The sequence below is a fragment of the Sodalis sp. dw_96 genome, from assembly GCF_018449575.1.
In the GTDB taxonomy this organism is placed as follows: domain Bacteria; phylum Pseudomonadota; class Gammaproteobacteria; order Enterobacterales; family Enterobacteriaceae; genus Acerihabitans.
The window spans coordinates 60,767-79,049 of sequence record NZ_JAAVUT010000007.1; the positions used below are offsets into that span (position 1 = coordinate 60,767).

Here is an 18,283-nt window from a genome sequence, read left to right on the forward strand (position 1 = left end):
TAGTTAAATCGCATTATTGCCAATAGCGTTAAATTGCAATTAACAGTTTTTATTATTGGCTGAAAAATCTCAAGAATAATATCGATACTACCATGACACTGAATTTGCCGAACGGCTGCTCGGTCAGTTGCCTCCAGGTTCAGTGAATAGGCCTTATGCAGACCTTATCCTTGTGTTAACGCCGCAACACATCTGGCCGTTTGCCGAACGGCTGCGCGCAGAGCAACGGATGGCGTTCATCCTGTGCCTGCTGGAAACTGCCAAACTGAACTATCATGACCTGGATTGCCCCTGTCCCTCAATCCTGCCCAATTTATAACAATAGTTCCAGCATTGCTGGCTTTCTTGAACGAAGTTGTGCTGATGAAAAAAATCATGATTCACCGACGCGTAGATTCCCTTTCACTCAATAAATTTGAGCGGGGTACATCGATGGCCGAAATCGGCGTACAAGCAATAGGCGACTGATAACAAAATTGACATAAATAATTTATGGTTACTTTTATTCATCAGCTTGACAAAATAGACAAAACGCAAGATTATGCTTAGACATTTCACCGAATCCCTTTTAGGGCTACACAACTTTATACATAAGGTAACTGTTCGCAATGAAGCAACCCTGGGAACTAAACCCTGCTCTAACTCTGGAGCACCTGAAGCAACTGGCGTCCCTGATTCGAGACGTCAGAGATGATGTGGTTGACAGACATGACGAAGATCTTGGTGATTCGGCTCGTTCGACGGGATTAAGAGCTTACGAATGCTGTCGTATGAGAATTATTCGAGCTTCGACAAAGAATAAAGAATGGCCTTGGCTTGGTATAGTAAAAGATGATGGCAGATTTACCTTTTCTATCGATTCCGTTCCAGTACGTTTGTATCGAGGGGGGCCTAGTCGTCCAGAAGAGCGGAGATTAATTCCTTGCGTGGAAGCACTCAGTCAAATGACTTTATTACCTGCTGAAGTAGGTGAAGCTGCTTCCATACTGTGGTTTTTTGCTATCGAAGTTGACGAATTCCGTTATGTAGAACGAGTAACGTTCACAGGTTTTTCAGATGGAGTGCAGGTTTCATGTTGGGAAATCCCTCTTGATGAACGAGTTTCTGCTTTCAGCTTAACTGATGCTGAACTACCAGAACCAGTAAAAACTCAGAAAGCATCAGTCTCTGTTAAAAAGAAGGACAAAAAGGCCGAGAATGATGATTCGAATAATGGTTAGTAAATTATGTCCATAGCATTTTATGGCGAGCGGCTACGGCTCGCTCGCTTATTGAAAGGGTATACGCTACAAGAACTCGGCGATGCCGTTTCGGTAACCCGGCAAAGTATAAATCAGTATGAAAGTGATGTTAGAGCCCCAGCTACTGATGTGCGAAATGCATTGGCTGAATTCCTTCAGGTATTTCCTGATTTTTTTGGTATTCTACTTTCAGGTGATGTTAAACCTGAGCAGTGTCACTTTCGCAAGAGACAAACAACCCCTGCTGGGGTTAAAGAGCGAGTGCAAGCATATAGTACGGTTCTTGAACAACTTGTTGCCGAGTTGCATGAGCATCTAGACTTACCAGAAAACCGTTTTAATTTGATAGATAACAGCAAAATCTCAGAATTAACACCTCTTGTGATTGAAAAAATAGCAGAAGGCGCTCGTATTCGTTGGGGATTAACGCCTGATGCACCGATCGATAATATGGTGAATGTCGTTGAGAACCAGGGGGCTATTGTTACTTGTTTCGATGGCGTCTCTGAGAAAGTTGATGCTCTATCAGTGAATCGGAAATTTCCCATTATAATTCGTAATACAGCTAAAGAAAGCGCATGTCGAATGCGTTTTGATCTGGCTCATGAAAGTGGCCACCTGATCATGCATGATGGTATTGAGACTGGCTGTAAGCAAACCGAGCGAGAAGCCGATGCTTTCGCTAGTGCTTTTTTATTCCCTCGTAAATCTTTTGCGAGAGAGTTTCCTGATTGCTTAGGGAGCGGAGGGGCTATCGATTGGAAAAGGGTTTACAGCCTAAAAATGCGATGGAAGGTAAGTGCCAGAGCGATCGTTTATAGAGCTCATTTTTTAGGATTTATTAATGCCCAACAATATAGAAGTGCTAATGTCTGGTTTAGTCAAACACGGCAAACTAAAAGTGAGAAGTTTGATGACCAAATTCCTTTAGAAGAACCTCATGTTCTAGAAGAAAGTTTAACTATATTGAAAGAACAGTTAGGTATATCTTTCGAAATGTTGGCTAAGAAATTGGGGATCAAACCAGAGCTATTAGCTGATATTTCCGGTGTTAAATATGTAGCCGATCATGATGATGGATTTGATGATGTAATTGTCCCCTTTAACTTTTAAGGAATGATTGATATGCCGGCTTGCGAATAAGCGGCCGGATTATTTATTCGTAAAGGTTAAGTAATTTATTAAAGTTCGTAGATTTTAAAGCTTGTTTAGAATTTGTAAGGATCCTTGATTCTTTAGCTTACGAAATATGATCCTTATGAGTAAAACCACCTGCAACGACATGGTACGGCGGGCCTAATAATTTATTAACGGTGCCCAATCTTGCCAAGTCCGCTTTATTGGTAAGGCGAAAAGTAGTAAGGGGACGGGCGTCTCGCCTTGCTCACGAAATACCATTCCAGCATTCTGATCTCACCCCATAAAATCGGTGTGAGATGGATCATGACGAAACGTTATTCCCTTAGTGAAAGACAGCAACACCTTGATGCTTGGCAATGCAGTGGATTAACCAAACAAGAATATTGTCGGCAGCATCACATAACCGTTAGCGCCTTTTATTATTGGATAAAACATCATAAGGATGAGGTTACCGCGACAGAGACCACCGCCTTTATCCCCGCGCGCCGGGTTGTGGCTGAGAATAATAATGCTAGTGCAGTAACGCTGAACCTGCCTAACGGCTGTTCGGTCAGTTGTCTTCCGGCCCAATTAATGACCGTGATGCAGGCTTTATCACTGTGTTAACGCCACCATGCATCTGGTTGGCACGCGAGCCGGTGGATATGCGCCGTGGCATCGATACGTTGACGCAATACATCACTGATAATTTGCACCAGCCCTGGCAGGAGGGCGCCGCCTTTGTGTTTTGCAATAAAGCCCACTCGCGCATGAAGGTCCTGCGATGGGATAAGCATGGCGTCTGGCTCTGTCTGCGTCGGTTGCACCAAGGCCATTTTGTCTGGCCAAAACAAGGTGATATCGCCTGGATGCTGTCGCCGGAACAGTTCGACTGGCTGATAAAAGGCGTGGACTGGCAGCGCGTTGACGGCCTGGACTTAACCCAGTGGGAATAATGATAAAAATGAATTAATACATTGATTTTAAATGACAATAATAATCTGTTTTGATAAAATCAATGCATGGATATCGACTCGCTGCTGGCCTCACAAAACCCCGATGATCTGCGCTCCCTGGCGTTGAAATTACTCGCGGACCTAGAGCAGAAAACCCAAAAAAACCAGGCATTGGCGCAGTATATCCAGCAACTGGAAGAAGCGCTAAAAAATGCCCGTCACTGGCGCTTCGGACGTAAAAGTGAAGCCTTCCAGGGCGAACAACGCGGCTTGTTCGATGAAGATATCGAGGCCGATGCCGCCGATATTGAACAGCAGTTGGCGACCTTGTTACCTGAGCCAAAAGAATCCCTAGCGGCAACACCTAAACGCCGACCTCTGCCGCCGGAATTACCCCGTGAGGATATCCACCTGGCCCCCGCATCCGATAGCTGCCCGGACTGCGGACATGCCCTGCGCTTCATCCGCGATGAGATCAGCGAGCGGCTGGAATATGTCCCGGCACGTTTTATCGTGCATCGGCATATCCGTCCGCAGTTCAGCTGTGAACACTGCGATACCGTAGTCAGTGCACCACTGCCGGCGCAACTGATCGAAAAAGGCCAGCCCGGTCCAGGTCTGCTGGCGCAGGTGGTCAGCGCCAAATGCCTCGATCACCTGCCACTCTATCGCCAACAGGTTATCTATCAACGCAGCGGTGTTGATATCCCGCGCAGTACGCTGGCCGGTTGGTTCGGCGCGGTGGGCGCGGCGCTCAAACCGCTGGCCGAGCGGCTGCATCATGACCTGCTGCAGCATCCGGTGCTGCAGGCCGATGAAACCACGCTCTCCATCCTTGACCCTGGCAAAGGCAAAACTCTACGCGGTTATCTCTGGGCCTATGTTACCGCCCACAGCGCCGAGCAGGCGATAGTGCTATATGACTGCCAGCCAGGGCGCAGTGGCCAATATGCTCGCGATATCCTTGATGGTTGGCACGGCATCCTGGTAGTCGATGGATATAGCGGTTACCAGGCCTTGTTCGGCAAAACCAAAGACCAGGAAAAAGCCGAAGACAAAGCCAAAGCAAAAGCAAAAGCTAAAGAAGCCGGCTGTATGGCCCACGTTCGGCGTAAGTTCTTCGAGCTTTTTATCGCCAACAAGAGCCCGGTGGCCAAACAGGCGCTGGATATTATCCGCGAGTTATATAAGCTCGAGCGCAAAATTAAACATCGCCCGGTAGAGAAACAGCGCCAGTGGCGACAGCGCTACGCCAAGCCGCAAATGGACGCCTTCCATAAGTGGCTGCTGTTGCAACATTCCCGATCTGCGCCCAACTCCGGACTGCGGCGGGCTCTGGACTACACTCTAAACCGATGGCCGGCTCTGCTGTGCTACCTGGAGGACGGCCGGGTTCCCATAGATAATAACCGTTGCGAAAATGCAATGCGCCCGGTGGCCGTGGGCAGAAAAAATTGGTTATTTGCTGGTTCGTTACGCGCCGGGCAACGCATGGCCGCTATCCTCAGCCTGCTGGAAACCGCCAAACTGAACGGCCACGATCCTTATATCTGGTTGCGGGACGTATTAACGCGCCTCCCCACTTGGCCCAATAACAGAATAGCCGAGCTGTTGCCCTACGCCGAAAATAGCTTCAGTTGATACTGGTCAGTCTATAACATTATTTTATCCGCACAACGTGAGTTCACCGACCCCTTACGAAAAGTATCGACCGGCCAATATCTGACAGCGGGAAAGTTCACCATCCATTTACATCTCATTCATTAATCACAACATTTTAACCGTGTTTTGATTAAGGCTTTCAATTTACAACTCCTTAGGATGTGTAATCCGCTCAGTCTATAACAGGAACAATTAAGCAGAAGCGAACAGAAGTTCTTCTACAATAGCTTGTGCACTTGAGACTACCTTACCCATAAAGACATTCACTCCATCCGTCATCGGAGTTATGTTTTCCAAGTATTCATTAAAGCGTCTAATCATCTCTATACGGCTTTCATTGCTTATCTTTCCAGAAATGCCGAGAAGTCTTAAAGCAGTGATCATGTACGAGCAGTCCGAGTTGCAGAGCAAATTCTGCAGCACAACTTCTGCCGATGAGGAAAATGACCATTTTCGTAGTGCCTCTTGATATTGGGTTGGTAATGCACTCCCTCTTTCCCAAGTAGCATTAATCATTGCTTCAATACAAGTTAGCGCTTTGGCTTTATCACCGGTTATACCGCAAAGTGAAAGTACAATATAAATGGGCATCTTGGGTTGCTCCCCCCTCGCCAATACCGTTTTAAGCAGGTTAGAATCTGGCCACCCAAGTGCTAAAGCATATAACACATTAATTAACAATCCTGTTTTGGGTTCTTTATCTATACCCAAGGATACCCATGTTTCCGCTAACGAGCATAGTGCATCCTCGTTGCCTTCGAATTGCTCTGCGTAAATTCGTTGGGCTTCAGCAATGTTGTCTTCTCGAGTGAAAGATTGCCGATCATTCATCATCTCAACTAAACAAGTGCGTAGTTCATTTGATACAGGTAGAAGTTCAGCCATCAAATTCAAACTTGATGGATTATGTTCTTTAAGTGGCAATGTTTTCAAATGCGCTACTAATTGGTTACGAGAAGAACCATTAATCAAAGCCTCTCTAGCTGTTCCGTTATATATGAACGCGCTCCAATTTATTTCAATACTTTTGCCAAGGAGGCGAGAATCATTGTGTAATTCATCCCAGTGTTCAAATAGGATACGAGCCGCCAAGTTATCTGCTTCATGGTAATCGCTAAGCCAATGGAGAGTAAAGGAAGAGTCTTTGGTTAATATATCAATACATTCTTTATATTTATCAAGGTAAAGCAGAGCAGTAAATGCACTACGTTTACGCATTTCAAAATAGGCTCCCGATGAATTAAATTCTTCATGAAGGTTGTTCAGCAAAGGTGCTATGGTTTCGGGTAGTTGCTGACCTGCAATGCATCTAGCTATAAGCCCAGAGGTACGAATCTGATGATTGCCTTCAGCAAAAATTGCAGAAGTTAACCGCTGAATAATTTCAGGGTTGATGGGGTGTTCACGTATTATACGAAATATTTCGGCTCTAGCATCAGACCTAGCTGGGCGCGCTGTTTTCAACACTTTTGTACGGATTGTAGGATCGTGTTCATGGCTAATGGCTATTGAAGCGATTGAAAAACTATCAATATTTTCGAATGCAGATTCAACCCATTTTTTTACATCATGATCGTTCGCAAAAGTTTCAATTAGCCTATTTTGTATATCAACTTTATTGTAGAACCAAAGTTGTTGGGATAAGGCTGCCTTGACAACATCTAGACATTCGTTATCCTTGAATTCGTCGAGTAAGCGGCCGATAGCGGAGCTGATGTCTCTTTCATTGCCCTTTTTTATCGCTTCAAGTAGCCAACTACGCCTTGCTTCTTTCTCCTTTATAAATAGACGTACCCAGTTGGCAAGGATTGCAACCTCTCCAGGCGGCTTCAAATATTCACTGGATATTAATGCAATCACCGCATCGTCTTTATCCCATCCATTCATAAGGGTAGAACATATCCAGAATTTATCCATACTCTTAGTTGCGGTTAAATAGGCTTCGAGCAACTCTAATTTTTCAGTATCACCACCAAGTGCCAAATAGGCGAGTTGTGTATCCGGCCCCCAATAGATAGCTTGGTATTTTTCTCTACGTTCATCTAATACTTGTCTAATTGTATTCGATAATTGAGGGATACCACTAAATCCTGTCCGTATAGCTTCCCATAAGGATTTTTGATGCATAAAGGACAAAGAAAACTTATGAACATAATTGATAACACAAGGAGCAACTTCTATATCTCCCGGCCATGAATATGTCAAAAATGCAATTAACCGTTCTTGTTCGAATGGAGAATGATTATGCAAATTACGCAACTCTGCCAAAGCAAGCTGCTTTATCTCTACATCTTTTCCCCACCCTTGAATTAATACACGGCAACATGTGTCTTGCAGTTCATATGAGACGGACCCATTGATGAACATCAGCCAAAGTTTCTGGCGATCATCTTTGCTATGCAAACCTTTTGAGATTCGAATTGAAATTCCCATCAGAGCCAAATCCATATTCATGGATTGGCGAGCATTATCTGCCAGTTCATCTAATACATAATGGTTTGGCCAACCTTTCCACAAAGTGTACAAAAAAGCTGCACGCACCCCCATATCAGGCCAGTTTCTGGCTTTTTGGGCTAATTCGTTTCCTATATCACCATCGGAAGAAAATACCTTTGCTAGGCTTTCTGCTGCAGACCATCGACATGTAAGAGCCTCGTCATGCAATGCTAACTTCAGTGTATTTAACAAGTCGTTAGATGGTTTCCACTCACCTAGGGCCCTGATAAGATTAGCTCTGTCCCATTCCGGTCGCGCAGGAATCCAATTAGTTATATGGCTTTCGCAAGTATTGGCTACCGAAGGAGAGCGAAGGCCCTGGGCAATATAACCAGCCAAAACCTGCCGTAACTTTTGAAAAGGCGTCGTATCTACTTGCTCTGCCGCCTCATCAATAGTAGCACGAGCTTCCCTTGGAGAAAGACCAAAATCATTCGAAGCAAGTTCGGTTCGGAGCAATAGAAGTTGGATTTTCTCCCAAGGTGAATTAACAGATTCCTTCAAGTAATCAATGGCATGCTGGGTAGCCCCTTTGCCTTGATCATTCCCTAAAATGCTAAACCATGCCAGAACTACTTCACGCCATTGTGGTTGGTTCCATACTCGAGCTAGCCAAGCAAGTTGTTCTTTCTCATCCTTGCGGATCATAGACTGAGCAGCAAGATACTCCTGAATTGTCAGATGGAAGAAGCCTAATTCGTTCGGTGAACGCTCTACCATCAATCCTAAACCAGACAGTGCGTAATCTGTAATTACTTGAGCTTGACGTTTGGCATCATAATTTGTTAGCCCCGGGCCATGAAGATCGTCAGTTAAAAAAGCACAAAACGAAGCCTGACAAATATCTACGGTAATGACCCCCGCACCTCCCCCCTCCTGAATCTGCAATGCCAGCCTCATCAGCATTTCGCGCATGTCTTCTATGCGAGGAACCATATGACTAGGAAGCCCGGCAGCTTGAAAACGCGCCGCCGGATGGTCCGACAGGAGCATTTCTATTATTTTTTCATATACCCTAACCCGCTGTTCAGGTAGGTGATGAGAATAACGAAAAATATCGACTAAAAGCTGACAGAAAAGCGGTGTTTTTGCAAGTTCCATTATTCGTGGGTTGACTTGGGTTGCTTTCAGAAATTCTTTTGTGCGCTGATAAACATTTTCTAAAGATCCCTCATTGGATGTCGTTTCCGGGAATTCTAGATATTCGAACCACATATTGGCAAACTGTTCGATTTGCTTTTCCTCAAACGCTCCCAAGCGAATGACTGGCCAAGAACCATCAGGGCGAACTCGCTCATAACCTCTTGGCCTACTTGTAAAAACAGCAGGTATAGACCTAATTGCCAAGAATACACTAATTCTATCCATAGCTTGCCTGGCCGCATCCATATCTTGCCCTTCGTCCAAGCCATCAACGAGAAGAAGCATATCACCTTGTCTGACAGCTCTCCGAAATAGTGGGCGGATATCATCTGCTGCATTTTGATGAAGCCAACTATCAAAATAATCCTCAAGGCTGAGATTGGATTGGACCTGGACGGCAGAACTGAAACCACCAAAGGAAATCCAAACAGGTAGTAATCTGCTCCACGGAGTTTTAACAGGGTCATCAGATTTTGAGAGCAATTGCAAAGCAATGATACGCAGCAATGTACTTTTACCATATCCTGGTTCCCCAAGTACTACGCTCCTATTATTCCTTGAGAACCATTCGCCAATAGGGAAGCGAATTTCTTGAGTGATAGTTGACTGTATTCGGGGACGCTGGGGGTGTTGCATTTCTGCATTACTGGGATTTTGCTCTTCCTGTTTAAAAGGAGGTGAAGCCGTTAATGGCTCAGAAGTTGTAATGTTTCGTGATTCAATAACAGCAGGCGCAATATAACGCTTGAGTAACGAGGCGGGCCGTTGAGAACCTAAACGCAATCCCTGGTCATGCCGGAGAAATAATGTCGTATAAACTTCATAAAGTTGTAAACGTAATTTCCCCAGCTCAACTCCATCGAGCTTTTCACCAAGAGATCTCGCTTCCTCCTCACCGTTGAAACGACGGACCCATTCTCTAAGGAAGAAATCATCAACAATATCTGGATATCTTTTAAGTTTCTGAGCTAGCTGACCCCCTTCAGAACCATCCCAAACCTCAAAATTGATATTTACTGCAGCCAGGCGGGCATGCTGGTTAGCAATTTCATCAACCTGCTCTGTTTTGCTAAGAGCTGATGATACGCACAAAACAAAACTTCTTGTTTTGTCAACCCATTTACCAACCAAAAATTTATCAACTGCCTTCTTGATGTCGTCACCAGAAAAATCTTTGATACGTTTGCACTGATAACAACAAAATTCATCAGGTGCTTGCTTTCGGGCTGCAAGGATATCCAGCCCGTATTGAGTTTGTCCAGGTGTTCCGTAAATCCAGCACGCAGAGACTGTTGACTCTCTATCTACCAAACGCCTAATGAGGCGTTCGAAATTTTCCCAAGTTAACTCACAAAAAGGGAGAGTTTGGACACGAGTATCAATTGGCAAAGAAGGGAACTCTCCATCAGGGGGAGCACTCAGCCATGCTGGGATGTCCCCAGACATTTCGGTTGAAATTATGGAAGGTTTAGTTTGTTTGTGCGTATTCAAACTATTGTACAAATCAACCATATCTAATTTTTCGCCTCAATGCCTGCATTAACTGTTAGCTCTGTATCTTAGCTGTACTTTTGGCCAAGATTCTACTTTCTTTTGTCAACACATATCCTCGACAGCAATGGTAAAATCAACCATAGTGATTACCCCTGCCAGCGATACCAATAATCTATTGTAGCAGTCGACGGTTTCTGTTTGGGTGGATGCTATATCGCCGTTCTGTGATGAAAATATCATTTTGGAACATATCAGCATTGGTACCACCACGGCACATGCGTTGGATTTCAAAGTGGTTGGCACGAATATTATTATCTAGCGATATTTCGGACCAATCAACAAATTGATTTTCATCAAGAATTGAGAGCAATTTATTGAAAATAAGATCAATAATACCTGTTTTTAACCATCGGTTAAATGGTTATCAACCGTCTTTCTTGGGCTATAGCGTTCCGGGTATATCCCGCCATGGTGCTCCCACCAAAACATCCCGTTGATGATTCGACAATGCTCTAAGTAACGATGTCCGATGCGTTGGGAATGCTCGATAGACAAATATGGAAGAATGATTTCCCATGCAGGATCAGGAATATCGTAACGAGCCATATCCTAATATATTGATAAATAATTGAATTATTCTATCATTAATAATTAAGGGACCAGTCTAGTAAATCCGGTTCCCGTAATCCCATTACAGAGTTTTTCCGAGTATTCCAAGATTATTGATTACCTGCGGCAAATGTCGCATATGGCATAAGCATCCAACAACGCCATCCGATGCTCTTTTATCACTTTGCTGTGCGTCTCACAGCCGTTTTCAAGTTGGGGCGTGGTTCCCTCCTTTAGATTTGTCGACACCAATGATATCAGTTGTCAACGGCGATTTAAAACTGATACAGGGGGGTGCGGACGTTTTCTTGGACTGGTTTATATTGTCATTCCCAGTTTTTGCCGGTATTTAACCGGACTCATCGCACCCAACGACAGTTTGATGCGTCGTTCGTTATACCACCGGATGTAGGTGTCCACGCTCTGCATAAATCTTTCCAGCGTAGCCCCCGACCAGTCACGACCATAATACATTTCATTCTTAAGCCGTCCAAAGAAGCCTTCGCAGGCAGCATTATCGGGAGAACATCCCTTGCGTGACATTGAGCGGACCAGTCCCGCTACCCGGATACGTTCAAGCCAGCCAGGCCACCGGTAATGCCCGCCTCTGTCGCTATGTATGATCGGCCTGTCATCACCGGTAAGCGTGCTGATGGCTCCATCGAGCATGGTATTGGCCAACTGCGCGTCAGGTCGCGTTCCGATCGACCAACTCACCACTTTACCGTCAAAACAGTCGAGCATGGGTGACAAATAGACCTTCCCTGCCGGAAGCTGGAACTCCGTGATATCCGTCAGCCATTTTTCGTTTGGAGAGCCTGCATTAAAATCTCTTGCGAGCAGATTTTCGGGGGCGGGACCGATTTCACCACAGTAGGAACTGTAACGACGGCGACGAGACTGGCCGACAACGAGCTGCTCCTCTGCCATCAGCCTGCGGATGACCTTTTCTGATATCAAAGTCTCGTTCTGACGCAGCTCGGCATGAATGCGGCGGTAGCCGTAACAGCGGTAATTAATATTGAAGATCTGTGTCATGGTGGCGCGAACATCCGCGTACTTATCGTTCAGGCGCAATCCCGCTCTGTGATAGAAGTAGCAGCTACGTGCAAGTTGCATGGTGGTAAGCAATTCCGCCAGGGGATAAGCCTTTCTCAGGGCATCAACGACCTTTGTCTTCTCCCTGTTTTTTAGGGTCAGGATGTTGATGCCCAGGCCTTTTTTTATCAGTTCACTCGCCTTCGTGAGGATATCCCGTTCCAGCTGTAACCGCTGTACTTGTTGTTTAAGCTGAGTAATTTCATCGAGCAGAGCATCGCGCGTATCCTCAGGCGAAGCCACGTTACGTTTGCGCATGGATTGATATGCCTCGTCACCAAGCATTTCATCCTTCCATTTGTACAATACCTGCCGGCTGACGCCAAGCTTTTGTGCGATGACCCGCGCCGGGATGCGGCGCATGCACAGGTCCCTGACCGCCTGCCGTCTCTGTTCGGGCTCAAAAGTAATGTTATGCTTTTTGGTACTCGTGATCACCCGGAGCCTGCCGGGATGCAGCTCGTCAATCCAGCGCACCAGAAGCTCACTGCAAGGGTATCCAAGTGTCCTACGAGTATATGCTAAACAACAACCGTGGGTCAGATAATGCTCTACTGCAGCCTGTTTTTGCTCGGGCGTATAGCGGGACACCCGCCACTTTTTCCCAGTTAATTCTCCTGAGGCTTCCCATGCACGAACCCAGCGAATAAGATTTTTACGGGATGGATACCCCAGCTCGCGAACAACCGGCGACGCTTTTCTGCCATATTTGACATAGAGTTCAACAGCACGGATACGCTCTTCGAACGAATACATGGACTACCTCCAAAGCAGTCCAAGTTTTCGTCCGCACCCCCCAGTTGCGCCCCCATAGGACTGAAATACCACTGAATTTTACACAATCATTTTTCCTATTTTCAATGGGTTACAGAGCTTCCCCGCCCTGATTTCCGGTTACTGTGTCTCAAAACAAGTGAGGACGAGCCCCAGCCTGGCGACGCATTCTGGCCAATATCCCCAAACTTTTTCCTCCTCGAACAGCGTCAATTCATGTTTATCAATGATCCGTCTAATCTTTCGAGATATCCTCGGCGACTCCGTAGAGCGGCATAAGTGATTCTTCAACCATGTAAGCGTATAATGTTCAGGTCTATTAGCCATAAGTTGCACCATCTTAATATCTTGTAACATCCCCCTGGAGTGGATCTGCAGACGCCTGAACGGGTAGGCCATGTTTACCAGCTCCGACAACATCAAGCATTTATGATTTTGTGACACCGGTCCAGGCTTGTCCCTAGCCTCAATGCGCAGAAAACGGGGAAAATGCTCCAATTCAAGATCCAACTTGCCGCCTTTTTCACGAAACACTTTAGTATCACATCCGACAGCATCTACTTTCTCATAGCAGAGGATATGCAAGGAAGACCGCTTGCTTCCCAACTGTAATCCGGGAAGCCCGTGCTTTTTCTTGTAGCCTTTAAAAACACTCGCATCTTTCAGCCCCCATACATAATCGCAGAGACGGCAGCCATAAACATCCAGCGCCACGTCCACCTGCGTCACCCAGGCTTCTTCCAGCAGAGTCATGAACACGTTATAGCCAATACGTACCGCTAGCCACAGTAACAGCATATCCAGCTCGCGTGGGGTCATATGCTGCGGACCAAATTCAAGCCGGACAGCGCCTGTTTTTTTATTCCGCGGTTCAAAATCGATACGTACCAGCATTTTATTATCTGACTTCCGCCGTATAATTAATCCTTTCCAATAGGGATGACGCTTACCCGTCTTTTTCTTAAACTCCAAACTGATTTTATAACACTTCCATTTTGTTTTACTCATACTGATAAGACGGCCATCAATTTCGTCATAATCTAGCATTTCTTTATATATAGGTAGAATTACCACCAATTTATCTACCCGCATTTTTAACTGATATCCATAATAATCAATCCCGATATCCACCGACTGATTAATTTCCACATTTTTTTTATTAATTAGCATGGCTCCCCCACATTTTGGGAACAGAGACTGTCTGTCGCTGATTACTACTCAGCAAGCAATAGCAACTACTTCAACTCAGCTAACTGGATTGTCCCTGTATGAATGATTGTGTGTGCGTATAACGTGCTATTAGAACGGTGTGCTTATCAGCACACAATCACTACAGTTTCAGCGCCACTTTTTGCAGTTCGCTGATATGGGCCTGAACCTCATCCTGACGCCAGGCAACACGCCTTACCCCTAGCTGAACGGGTTCCGGGAAGATACCGGCTTTAATCTGCCGATAGAGTGTCGCGCGTGAAACCGGATAGATGCCGAGAACGGTTTTGAGATCGATAAGTTTGCAGTTATTCATAATATATCGCTTTAAAAATCCACCCCCACGAGTGGCTGCTGCTGCTTTACAACAGCGATCTCAATCTCTCTTTTTTGCTGAAAAACGGCCTATTTTTGCCTAAAATCAGTAAACCGGTGCAACGGTCACGTTATTATCCCAACGGTTTGCTTGTTTAACAGAGTTTCTCTATAAAGCATTGGATTTAACTGTTGTGACAATCACAACGGTTACGTGACCGTTTTTAGAGTAAGATATGAACCTGGTGACGAGAAACACAAATGACAAAGGATAGAAAAAATGGCAAAGGCTAAAGACAAAAAAATAAGTACTGCCCCTAAATCAAATGCAGAAAGACAAGCAACCAGAAGGGCTAAACTTACTAAAAAAATCGGACCGGCGGTAGCCGTTCATATGGCGGATGATGACAAAATGAGGCTTGACCGAATCGCAAAGATACTCACCGGAAACAAACGACCTGGAACACAGGAACGGAGTCTGGTTATAGCCGAACTGATCAATCAGTATTATACCGGATATGTTATGAAGCGCACCGGGAAAATATCAGAATATATTTATGACAAGTACTGTGAAATTTGGGAAATGCAGATAACTAAGAAAATGGAAGATAAAGATATTGCCACATTAATGAACAAGAGTGGCGAACGGGTGCCGACTAAAATCAATGACGGTTTTATTTCACTGGAAAAACGAGAGTGGCAGGAGAAAGATGCTTATTTATATAGGAGTGCAAAAAGGGTTTACTACCTTTTGAAAAAAGCCAATAAAACGCCCGATAAGTAAAAAGCAGGAATGCAGTACAGTTACATTGGGCATCAGGTATTAATAATGCGGATGCAGCCAGCTGATATAATGGCTATATATACAGACGTCAAAATCGCAGCACCAAAGAGACATGGGCCAGCGCAATCGCTGAGCGCCGATCATACAGCGCTGACGTGTAGATGTCACTGTATCCCGCCAGTTGGCGCACAATATTGATATCCACCCCCCGCACCAATTGCCGGGTGATAAAGGTGCGACGCAGGCGGTCGTAGGGCGTGAAAGGGTAGCTCTAAGCGGTTTTTTCTGTAGCTAACGCAGTATTTTCCGTCAGTCCGGCAGTGGTGAGTGGCAGGCCTGTGATACCCCGGTTCCGGTCTCCAGCAACGATAAAACGATTAAGCGTCCCGACATCGACTAACTCCTATGCATCCCTGCTGACAGCAGCTTTCTCGCCTGCTCACTCAGTGCATATTCCTGCGTTTTCTTGGCTATCTTTCCCCCGTTCAATAAAATAAATGGCTTCCTTGAACAATTGATGCTTTCCGGTCTGCGCACGAAGTGAAAAACCCCGACGGGAAATGCGCTGGTATTTGTAGCTGTCAAAAAAATACAGCCAGTCATTGTCCATCTGAGTAACGACAGACCAGTGATATTGGTCTGAGATCAGCACCACCCTATCCTGGCGTTGAAACAGCCATTGATGGCACTGTTTAAGTATTTTGGTCGTCGTCGAGGGAGTGAAATGTTGAAAAGGTTTCATGATGGTGACCGGATATCGCCGGTAATAGCCGTGCCCGAGGAAAGACAGCAACTTGTCAATCAATGGTGAATCCATCCCTTGAGTCAGACATTCTTCAATAGGTACCAATTCACTGAGATGGCGTACTAGGGCCCGAAAAAGCGGCTTCCGGCGGATGCTATGCCCATATAGCCAAAAAAGCGCATTGACCACGCTATAAAGGCCGCAAAGGCTGTCGAGGTCTCCTTGTCGGGACGGGGTCAATGTTACTTGCGTTTGTTTTTTCATTGCTGAGCCACACTGTTGCTGCTCATGACGTCATGAAGTTTTGCGCGCTGTTTAGGTTATCTTGCCGTGATGGCCAATCCGGCAGTTTTCTGGTTTAGTCTTCTCTCTGGACGGATACTGTATATATATTCATGCGCCAATATTGAATAAAGTTGCGTTGCCACAGTTCAAACAGGGCACCCCCTTCTTCAGGGTCCATATCCCCTATCAGATAGTGCCATATATACTGCTGGCTCCAACTGATATCCATTTCTTTCTCCAATTCAGACCACGGGCTGCCCATAAAGCTGAAGTCGGTAATATAATCATAGTACCACCTATTTTCCCGGTATATCAGCCGTATTTCTACGGGATGGAAACCCCCACTTTCCGCACTATATTTTTGGTCACGAAAGTTGATAACGACGGCGGAACAGGTTTGGCCCGCTGGTGGAGAATAGGATAATGCTTCGTACAGGATATTAATGAAAGCCTGACTGATGGGCAAATGCAGCCCTGACTGATGAACAGTCATTTTAATTTCCATAACAAACTCCAGTGAGTTAATAGCAGTAATATAACTTCATACGGTAATCAGTGGATAAAATATAGATTAAGTAATAGAGTGACTTCATTACTAAGTGAAAACAGTCGACTTTATAAAAAAATGATATGGCCCCTATTTGCATCCAATCATATTTCTCATCTAACTGATTAATAAATTTCCATCGATGAGTTTATAATGCAATAAAAACATTTTATAACTCATATTTTTAATGCCAGTAACCCTCCCCACGGAAGGATAATAAGTACGTATGGTTATATAGCATTGTGTAATGCGTACTGGTACACAGTAAAAAATATATAGCGCCAGTACAGTTAATTATACCAAAACAATGATTGGAAGTAAAACGATTTAAAGTATAAAATATATATAAATCAGGTAGTTATACTGACATCATAAATCATCACGTGCTGGTTCCTGGGGCCTGGAAATATCTTCCGCCACCTGCTTGAGAGCCAGTTGCAGCAGTTTTTCACGGGATGCCGGGCTCATGGATTTGAAAAGCTGTATCCAGAGATTCAGCTTTTCATCCGGTATCATCTGCACGTTCTCACGTTCACTCTTTAACGACATACCCATGGCGCTGATGTGATAAACGAATCCTTTTCCCCGGGTCCGCTTGCGCTTAATCTCAGGGTGCAGTTCAGCCAGTTTTTCAAGGCGCAGGCGGGCACCTTTGGTCGTCCCCGGCATCCCTTCCCTATTAACAAATTGCACTGCTGCCAGCCACTCCTGGTCTTCTGGACCGACAACGGTGGGTGAGACTGACGCAGAGTTCATGCATTCTTCTTTAGTCATAAAAATTTCACCAGATATCAAAGCATTGACAAAAGGAACTCAAATACAATAAAAAGGAACTTGATAAGTTCTCTTTATTCGCTTTTAATATCCCTGTACTGATTCAGCGGAGTTAATACAGTGAATAACTCATCAGCATCGCAAAAAAAGCGAACTAAAGGAAGTCCTCAGGACTGGCACCGGGCTGATATTGTGGCTGCGCTGCATAAACGTGGAGTCACCTTGTCTCAGTTATCTCGCGATCAGGGGCTGGCGGCCAGAACACTTAACAATGCCTTCGAACGCCATTATCCCAGGGCTGAAGGGCTGATCGCCCATGCACTTGAAATGGAGCCGGAGGAAATATGGCCCAGCCGCTACCTTGATAAAACAGCAAAAAGGAAGTCGGAATGAGTACCACTGCATGCCAAGTGATGGAGGGCATCGAATACTGGTTTTGTTCTCTCTGGCGGAAGATGTTTGTCGGAACACTGAGGCTTCATGAATGTACCGAAAGGGAACTGTTAGTATGGGTTCGTTACTATCTTTCGGGAGGGATTACTGACCAGTTCACGTCAGAAGTCACGAGGGAACTTCCGAATGCTGTATGGGATAACGACTATATAGATTTTGTCACTGATGACGTGGTGGAGAGGACGAGGTTAGTTTTCCGGGGACTCGGTGTGTTCATATCAACAGTATCCATTGCCGTGACCGGTGCGGAAATAAAGAAACTGGTAAAATACGACGGCAAAGCCCTACTGGAAATGTTCGATCTCCCGGAAACGCCTTATTCAGAGGCTAGGTTAAGATGTTTACAAAACAAAATTTCTAACGTTAAAAGAAATCATAGCAACGGTATTCAACGTGGGTCGTTTTTATATCGATCACAGCTAATTAATTTTATTGAAATTTTAAGAATAGCATTATTTATTAGTCAGGCTAAGGATCAGCTGCGTTGTAAATCAAGTAAAACTAGATTGTTAATACTTGAACATAAGTACAATTCAAATTATTAATACTACGAGAAAACTCAAAAAAAAATGGAGTTTG

Annotated in this window: 15 protein-coding genes and 1 pseudogene; 8 read left to right on the forward strand and 8 right to left on the reverse strand. The window is 45.1% G+C overall.

Annotation, left to right across the window (positions count from 1 at the left end; genetic code table 11):
• The first annotated feature begins 608 nt into the window (after positions 1–608).
• From HB631_RS27030 to HB631_RS12635, 5 genes are all read left to right on the forward strand, one after another.
• Entirely contained in the window at positions 609–1,220 is a 612-nt protein-coding gene (locus HB631_RS27030) for a hypothetical protein (RefSeq protein WP_255556965.1), read from the forward strand.
• 6 nt (positions 1,221–1,226) lie between these two features.
• Positions 1,227–2,354, forward strand: a complete 1,128-nt coding sequence (locus HB631_RS12620; RefSeq protein WP_213991515.1) for an XRE family transcriptional regulator — start codon at positions 1,227–1,229, stop codon at positions 2,352–2,354.
• Between the two features lie 330 nt (positions 2,355–2,684).
• On the forward strand, positions 2,685–2,987 hold the full coding sequence (locus tag HB631_RS12625) for a hypothetical protein (protein ID WP_255556967.1): 303 nt from the start codon (positions 2,685–2,687) through the stop codon (positions 2,985–2,987).
• Positions 2,981–3,316, forward strand: coding sequence for an IS66 family insertion sequence element accessory protein TnpB (gene tnpB / locus HB631_RS12630; protein ID WP_213991516.1), 336 nt, complete (start codon positions 2,981–2,983; stop codon positions 3,314–3,316). Before HB631_RS12625 ends, tnpB begins: the two co-directional genes overlap by 7 nt.
• A 66-nt stretch (positions 3,317–3,382) precedes the next feature.
• Positions 3,383–4,957, forward strand: a complete 1,575-nt coding sequence (locus HB631_RS12635; RefSeq protein ID WP_213991517.1) for an IS66 family transposase — start codon at positions 3,383–3,385, stop codon at positions 4,955–4,957.
• Between the two features lie 213 nt (positions 4,958–5,170).
• Here the strand turns inward: HB631_RS12635 and HB631_RS12640 are convergent, their stop codons facing one another.
• The 4 genes from HB631_RS12640 to HB631_RS12655 all read right to left on the reverse strand — a co-directional run bounded on the left by HB631_RS12640 (position 5,171) and on the right by HB631_RS12655 (position 14,117).
• Positions 5,171–10,129, reverse strand: a complete 4,959-nt coding sequence (locus tag HB631_RS12640) for an NACHT domain-containing protein (RefSeq protein WP_213991518.1) — start codon at positions 10,127–10,129, stop codon at positions 5,171–5,173.
• A 909-nt stretch (positions 10,130–11,038) separates the two neighbouring features.
• Complete coding sequence (locus HB631_RS12645; RefSeq protein ID WP_213991519.1) at positions 11,039–12,574, reverse strand: IS3 family transposase; 1,536 nt, start codon at positions 12,572–12,574, stop codon at positions 11,039–11,041.
• 138 nt (positions 12,575–12,712) lie between these two features.
• Positions 12,713–13,762 carry a hypothetical protein gene (locus HB631_RS12650; protein WP_213991520.1) on the reverse strand — a complete coding sequence of 350 codons (1,050 nt, stop codon included), beginning with the start codon at positions 13,760–13,762 and terminating at the stop codon, positions 12,713–12,715.
• 160 nt (positions 13,763–13,922) lie between these two features.
• Entirely contained in the window at positions 13,923–14,117 is a 195-nt protein-coding gene (locus HB631_RS12655; protein ID WP_213991521.1) for an AlpA family phage regulatory protein, read from the reverse strand.
• A gap of 279 nt (positions 14,118–14,396) precedes the next feature.
• Here HB631_RS12655 and HB631_RS12660 point away from each other — a divergent pair, with 279 nt between their 5' ends.
• The gene (locus HB631_RS12660; RefSeq protein ID WP_213991522.1) at positions 14,397–14,900 is read left to right on the forward strand and encodes a hypothetical protein; all 504 of its coding nucleotides are present in this window, start codon (positions 14,397–14,399) and stop codon (positions 14,898–14,900) included.
• A gap of 88 nt (positions 14,901–14,988) precedes the next feature.
• On the opposite strand, the pseudogene HB631_RS27035 reads toward HB631_RS12660, so the two are convergent.
• From HB631_RS27035 to HB631_RS12675, 4 genes and pseudogenes are all read right to left on the reverse strand, one after another.
• Positions 14,989–15,231, reverse strand: a pseudogene (locus HB631_RS27035) (site-specific integrase); the annotation flags it as partial.
• Positions 15,232–15,339: 108 nt separating this feature from the next.
• A complete protein-coding gene (locus HB631_RS12665; protein ID WP_213991523.1) occupies positions 15,340–15,909 on the reverse strand; it encodes a hypothetical protein in 570 nt (189 codons plus the stop codon).
• Positions 15,910–16,003: 94 nt separating this feature from the next.
• The gene (locus HB631_RS12670; RefSeq protein ID WP_213991524.1) at positions 16,004–16,435 is read right to left on the reverse strand and encodes a DUF2787 family protein; all 432 of its coding nucleotides are present in this window, start codon (positions 16,433–16,435) and stop codon (positions 16,004–16,006) included.
• Between the two features lie 411 nt (positions 16,436–16,846).
• Entirely contained in the window at positions 16,847–17,251 is a 405-nt protein-coding gene (locus HB631_RS12675; protein WP_213991525.1) for a hypothetical protein, read from the reverse strand.
• 120 nt (positions 17,252–17,371) lie between these two features.
• Here HB631_RS12675 and HB631_RS12680 point away from each other — a divergent pair, with 120 nt between their 5' ends.
• A complete protein-coding gene (locus tag HB631_RS12680) occupies positions 17,372–17,644 on the forward strand; it encodes a helix-turn-helix domain-containing protein (protein WP_213991526.1) in 273 nt (90 codons plus the stop codon).
• Positions 17,641–18,249, forward strand: coding sequence for a hypothetical protein (locus HB631_RS12685; protein WP_213991527.1), 609 nt, complete (start codon positions 17,641–17,643; stop codon positions 18,247–18,249). The genes HB631_RS12680 and HB631_RS12685 overlap by 4 nt, the downstream gene beginning before the upstream one ends.
• Positions 18,250–18,283 lie beyond the last annotated feature (34 nt).

What these genes read in the sequence shown, in the direction of transcription:
- HB631_RS27030 (WP_255556965.1), top strand. Translation starts at nt 609, where the DNA reads ATGAAGCAACCCTGGGAACTAAACCCTGCTCTAACTCTGGAGCACCTG.
- HB631_RS12620 (WP_213991515.1), top strand. Translation starts at nt 1,227, where the DNA reads ATGTCCATAGCATTTTATGGCGAGCGGCTACGGCTCGCTCGCTTATTG.
- HB631_RS12625 (WP_255556967.1), top strand. Translation starts at nt 2,685, where the DNA reads ATGACGAAACGTTATTCCCTTAGTGAAAGACAGCAACACCTTGATGCT.
- HB631_RS12635 (WP_213991517.1), top strand. Translation starts at nt 3,383, where the DNA reads ATGGATATCGACTCGCTGCTGGCCTCACAAAACCCCGATGATCTGCGC.
- HB631_RS12640 (WP_213991518.1), bottom strand. Translation starts at nt 10,129, where the DNA reads ATGGTTGATTTGTACAATAGTTTGAATACGCACAAACAAACTAAACCT.
- HB631_RS12645 (WP_213991519.1), bottom strand. Translation starts at nt 12,574, where the DNA reads ATGTATTCGTTCGAAGAGCGTATCCGTGCTGTTGAACTCTATGTCAAA.
- HB631_RS12650 (WP_213991520.1), bottom strand. Translation starts at nt 13,762, where the DNA reads ATGCTAATTAATAAAAAAAATGTGGAAATTAATCAGTCGGTGGATATC.
- HB631_RS12655 (WP_213991521.1), bottom strand. Translation starts at nt 14,117, where the DNA reads ATGAATAACTGCAAACTTATCGATCTCAAAACCGTTCTCGGCATCTAT.
- HB631_RS12660 (WP_213991522.1), top strand. Translation starts at nt 14,397, where the DNA reads ATGGCAAAGGCTAAAGACAAAAAAATAAGTACTGCCCCTAAATCAAAT.
- HB631_RS12665 (WP_213991523.1), bottom strand. Translation starts at nt 15,909, where the DNA reads ATGAAAAAACAAACGCAAGTAACATTGACCCCGTCCCGACAAGGAGAC.
- HB631_RS12670 (WP_213991524.1), bottom strand. Translation starts at nt 16,435, where the DNA reads ATGGAAATTAAAATGACTGTTCATCAGTCAGGGCTGCATTTGCCCATC.
- HB631_RS12675 (WP_213991525.1), bottom strand. Translation starts at nt 17,251, where the DNA reads ATGACTAAAGAAGAATGCATGAACTCTGCGTCAGTCTCACCCACCGTT.
- HB631_RS12685 (WP_213991527.1), top strand. Translation starts at nt 17,641, where the DNA reads ATGAGTACCACTGCATGCCAAGTGATGGAGGGCATCGAATACTGGTTT.